The sequence below is a fragment of the Streptomyces sp. RP5T genome (assembly GCF_003933965.1).
Classification (GTDB): domain Bacteria; phylum Actinomycetota; class Actinomycetes; order Streptomycetales; family Streptomycetaceae; genus Streptomyces.
In genome coordinates this window covers 1-5,084 of record NZ_RSAJ01000588.1, presented here as the reverse complement: position 1 = coordinate 5,084, position 5,084 = coordinate 1, and the positions used below count along the sequence as shown (strand labels likewise).

Below are 5,084 nucleotides of genomic sequence, written 5' to 3'. Positions count from 1 at the left end.
CAGCCGAAGACCCCTCCGCCCCCGAGGACCCCGCAAGACCCCGGAGGACTACGCGTCCAGGGACGTCATCACATGCTTGATCCGCGTGTAGTCCTCGAACCCGTAACCCGACAGGTCCTTGCCGTACCCCGACTTCTTGAACCCGCCGTGCGGCATCTCCGCGACCAGCGGAATGTGCGTGTTGATCCACACGCACCCGAAGTCCAGCTTCTTGGACATCCGCATCGCACGGCCGTGGTCCTTGGTCCACACCGAGGACGCGAGGGCGTACTCGACACCGTTGGCCCAGGACACGGCCTGCTCCTCGTCGGAGAAGGACTGCACGGTGATGACCGGCCCGAACACCTCGTTCTGGATGATCTCGTCGTCCTGCTTCAGCCCGGACACGACGGTCGGCGCGTAGAAGTACCCCTTCTCACCCACCTGGTGGCCACCGGCCTCGACCTTGGCGTGCGCGGGCAGCCGCTCGATGAACCCGGAGACCTGCTTGAGCTGGTTCGGGTTGTTGAGCGGGCCGTACAGCACGTCCTCGTCGTCCGGCTGCCCGGTCTTCGTGTCGGCCGCCGCCTTCGCGAGCGCCGCGACGAACTCGTCGTGGATCGAGGACTGCACCAGCACCCGCGTGGCCGCCGTGCAGTCCTGCCCGGCGTTGAAGAAGCCCGCCACGGAGATGTCCTCCACGGCCTTCGCGATGTCGGTGTCCTCGAAGACGACGACCGGGGCCTTGCCGCCCAGCTCCAGGTGCACCCGCTTCAGGTCCCTGGACGCGGACTCGGCGACCGACATACCGGCCCGCACCGACCCGGTGATGGACGCCATCGCCGGCGTGGGGTGCTCGACCATCAGCCGGCCGGTGTCGCGGTCGCCGGTGACGACGTTGAAGACGCCCTTCGGCAGGATCCCGCCGATGATCTCGGCGATCAGCACGGTCGACGCGGGCGTGGTGTCCGACGGCTTCAGCACGACCGTGTTGCCGGCCGCGATCGCCGGGGCGAACTTCCACACGGCCATCATCATCGGGTAGTTCCAGGGGGCGACCTGGGCGCAGACGCCGACCGGCTCGCGCCGCACGATCGAGGTCAGGCCCTCCATGTACTCGCCGGCCGACCGGCCCTCCAGCATCCGGGCCGCGCCCGCGAAGAACCGGATCTGGTCGACCATCGGCGGGATCTCCTCGGACCGCGTGAGCCCGATCGGCTTGCCGGTGTTCTCCACCTCCGCCGCGATGAGCTCCTCGGCCCGCTCCTCGAACGCGTCCGCGATCTTCAGCAGGGCCTTCTGCCGCTCGGCGGGCGTGGTGTCGCGCCAGCCGGGGAAGGCCGCGGCAGCTGCGGCCATCGCCGCGTCCACGTCCGCCTGCCCGGACAGCGGCGCGGTCGCGTACGCCTCGCCGGTCGCGGGGTTGACCACCTCGGTGGTCCGCCCGTCGGCGGCGTCCCGGAACTCACCGTCGATGTAGTTGCGCAGACGACGCAGCTCGGTGCTCACTGCCGGCCTCCTGGAGGGTTTGGAACTGTCCACTGACTGAGACACCCACCCTAATCGCCAGCTCCACGTTTTCAACACCCCCGATCCCGCCAAGGCTGCGAAATCCGCAGGTCTCGGTCGTGTGAACAACGAATTTCATCGCCTCGACCTTGCGAAACCGACGAGACGTCGTGCACAGTGAGCCCGTGGCCAGTCGAAGCGCAGACCCCAGGGACTCCCGCGAGTCCAGGAACGAGTCCAGGAACGGCAGCAGCCCGAACCTGGACGCCGTCTCCCTCGCCATCATCGAACAGCTCCAGGAGGACGGCCGCCGTCCGTACGCCGCGATCGGCAAGGCCGTCGGCCTGTCCGAGGCGGCCGTACGCCAGCGTGTCCAGAAGCTGCTCGACCAGGGCGTGATGCAGATCGTCGCCGTCACGGACCCGCTCACCGTGGGCTTCCGGCGCCAGGCGATGGTCGGCATCCACGTCGAGGGCGATGTCGAGTCCGTGGCCGACGCGCTGACCGCCATGTCCGAGTGCGAGTACGTGGTGATGACGGCCGGCTCCTTCGACCTGATGGTGGAGATCGTCTGCGAGGACGACGACCACCTCCTGGAGGTCATCAACCGCCGCATCCGGGCCATCCCCGGAGTGCGCTCCACCGAGAGCTTCGTCTATCTGAAGCTCAAGAAGCAGACCTACATGTGGGGAACCCGATAACCGTGAGGACCCGATAACCGTGAGCTCCAAGGACCTCAGCCGCACCGCGTACGACCACCTGTGGATGCACTTCACCCGCATGTCCTCGTACGAGAACTCCCCGGTCCCGACCATCGTCCGGGGCGAGGGCACCTACATCTACGACGACAAGGGCAGGCGCTACCTCGACGGTCTCGCGGGCCTGTTCGTGGTCCAGGCCGGCCACGGCCGCACGGAACTGGCCGAGACCGCCTTCAAGCAGGCGCAGGAGCTGGCGTTCTTCCCGGTGTGGTCCTACGCCCACCCGAAGGCCGTCGAGCTCGCGGAGCGCCTCGCGCAGCACGCGCCCGGCGACCTGAACAAGGTCTTCTTCACCACCGGTGGCGGCGAGGCGGTCGAGACCGCCTGGAAGCTCGCCAAGCAGTACTTCAAGCTCACCGGCAAGCCCACCAAGTACAAGGTCATCTCCCGCGCGGTCGCCTACCACGGCACCCCGCAGGGCGCCCTGTCCATCACCGGCCTGCCGGCCCTCAAGGCCCCCTTCGAGCCGCTGGTCCCGGGCGCGCACAAGGTCCCGAACACCAACATCTACCGCGCCCCGATCCACGGCGACGACCCCGAGGCGTACGGCCGCTGGGCCGCCGACCAGATCGAGCAGCAGATCCTCTTCGAGGGCCCGGACACCGTCGCCGCGGTCTTCCTGGAGCCCGTGCAGAACGCGGGCGGCTGCTTCCCGCCCCCGCCCGGCTACTTCCAGCGGGTGCGCGAGATCTGCGACCAGTACGACGTGCTGCTCGTCTCGGACGAGGTCATCTGCGCCTTCGGCCGCCTCGGCACGATGTTCGCCTGCGACAAGTTCGACTACGTCCCGGACATGATCACCTGCGCCAAGGGCATGACCTCGGGCTACTCCCCGATCGGCGCCTGCATCATCTCCGACCGCCTCGCCGAGCCGTTCTACAAGGGCGACAACACCTTCCTGCACGGCTACACCTTCGGCGGCCACCCGGTCTCCGCGGCGGTCGGCCTCGCCAACCTCGACCTGTTCGAGCGCGAGAACCTCAACCAGCACGTCTTGGACAACGAGGGCAACTTCCGCGCCACCCTGGAGAAGCTGCACGACCTGCCGATAGTCGGCGACGTCCGCGGCAACGGCTTCTTCTACGGCATCGAGCTGGTGAAGGACAAGCACACCAAGGAGTCCTTCAACGACGAGGAGACCGAGCGCGTCCTGTACGGCTTCCTGTCCAAGGCCCTCTTCGACAACGGCCTGTACTGCCGTGCCGACGACCGCGGCGACCCGGTCGTCCAGCTCGCCCCGCCGCTGATCTCCAACCAGGAGACCTTCGACGAGATCGAGCAGATCCTGCGCGCCACCCTCACCGAGGCCTGGACCAAGCTCTAGCCCCCCGGCGATTCAGAGGATCGTACGGCCCGGAGTGCGCCCGTCCGAGTGACAGGCACGCACCCCGGGCCGTGTGCTGTACGGCGTCCCGCCCCCGCCTCCTTAGCGTGCCTGGTAACCGATCGGCCCTGCTTTCGTTCCCCCGCTCGGGGGATTGCAAGGCACTACGGACCAGAACGAGGTGTACGCCCATGGAGGCCCCGCCGGACAACGACGTGCTCTGGGCACGCTCCCTGCACTTCACCCACCGCGACGGCTCACCGGCGCTCCAGGGCGTCTCCCTGGGCGTGCGCGAGGGCGAGATCCTCGCCGTGAGCGGCCCGCGCGGCAGCGGCAAGACCGCACTGCTCAGCTGCCTGTCGGGGCTGGTCCCGGCCCAGCGCGGCGAGGTCTGGTTCAACAGCGTGCCGGTGCACACCATGGGCCCGATGACCCGTGAGCGCCTACGCCGCGACCGCTTCGGCTGGATCGACCCGGCCCCGGTGCTCGTCCCCGAGCTCAACGCCTGGGAGAACGCCGCCCTCCCCCTCATGCTGCGCGGCACCGGTCGCCGGCGCGCCAGGACGGCCGCCCTGGAGTGGCTGGAGCGCCTCGACATCGGCGACCGGACCCGCTGCCGCCCGCACGAGCTGACCCGGTCCGAACGCCAGCGCGTCTGCGTCGCCCGCGCCCTGGCCCCGGCCCCGTCGGTCCTGTTCGCGGACGAGCCGACGGCCCCGCTGCACCGGGCGGACCGCGCGCACGTCCTGCGCACGCTCACGACGGCCGCCCGCTCCCACGGCATCACCGTGGTCCTGGCGACGCACGACCCCGACACCGCAGCCCTGGCGGACCGCACGGTCACCCTCCTGGACGGACGCCGGGTGAAGACCGTGCACCTGCCCCCGATGGCCGACTCGGAAGGCCGTACCGCGTGCTCGCTCTCCGTCTGACCCGGGGCGCCCGTCCCGCCGTGCACCTGCGCCGCCTCCTGGTGGCGCTGGCCTCGGCGGGCACGGGGTTCCTCCTCCTGTGCACCCTCGGCCACGCGATCAGCCACCCCGAGGATCCGTCGGGTGCCGTGCTGCGTCTGGCGTGGTGCCTGACTCCGCTGGCGGCGACGGTCCACTTCGCCCTGGCGGTCGCCCGCACCGACCCGGGCACCCGCCCCCGCCCCGGACTCGCGGCGATCGGCCTCGGACCGGCCCGGCTGATGGCCGTCACGGCCACGACGACAGCTCTGTCCTGCACCCTCGGCTCGATGCTGGCGCTGCTCTTCTTCCTCCACCTGCGGGGCGACCTGACGGGCATGCCCTTCGACGGGGCGGCGGCCGACTTCCTCGCGGCCGACTCCCCCCTGCCGTTGCCGGCCGCCCTGACCCTGCTGGGCCTGGTCCCGGTGATCGCGTCGGTGACGGTGGGACTCGTCCTGCGGCCCCGGGACGACCGGCCCGCCGCGGCGAAGCGGGAGGCACGGTCGTACGGCCGCTTCGGGGCGTACGGCAGGAAGACGGCGAGGGAGCCCTTCGGGG

At 70.0% G+C, this 5,084-nt stretch carries 4 protein-coding genes and 1 pseudogene; 4 read left to right on the top strand and 1 reads right to left on the bottom strand.

Features of this window, described 5'->3' with window-relative positions; translation table 11 throughout:
* Positions 1–48: 48 nt before the first annotated feature.
* Positions 49–1,488 (bottom strand): gamma-aminobutyraldehyde dehydrogenase, encoded by a 1,440-nt coding sequence (locus tag EHS43_RS36975; protein ID WP_125194994.1) that lies wholly within the window; start codon positions 1,486–1,488, stop codon positions 49–51.
* Between the two features lie 170 nt (positions 1,489–1,658).
* Between EHS43_RS36975 and EHS43_RS36970 the strand changes: the two genes are divergently transcribed.
* From EHS43_RS36970 to EHS43_RS36955, 4 genes and pseudogenes are all read left to right on the top strand, one after another.
* Complete coding sequence (locus tag EHS43_RS36970; protein WP_125194992.1) at positions 1,659–2,189, top strand: Lrp/AsnC family transcriptional regulator; 531 nt, start codon at positions 1,659–1,661, stop codon at positions 2,187–2,189.
* A 19-nt stretch (positions 2,190–2,208) separates the two neighbouring features.
* The gene (locus EHS43_RS36965) at positions 2,209–3,573 is read left to right on the top strand and encodes an aspartate aminotransferase family protein (protein WP_125194991.1); all 1,365 of its coding nucleotides are present in this window, start codon (positions 2,209–2,211) and stop codon (positions 3,571–3,573) included.
* Between the two features lie 191 nt (positions 3,574–3,764).
* Entirely contained in the window at positions 3,765–4,505 is a 741-nt protein-coding gene (locus EHS43_RS36960; RefSeq protein WP_125194989.1) for an ABC transporter ATP-binding protein, read from the top strand.
* Positions 4,487–5,084 (top strand): annotated as a pseudogene (locus EHS43_RS36955) (hypothetical protein); the annotation flags it as partial. The gene EHS43_RS36960 and the pseudogene EHS43_RS36955, both read left to right, overlap by 19 nt.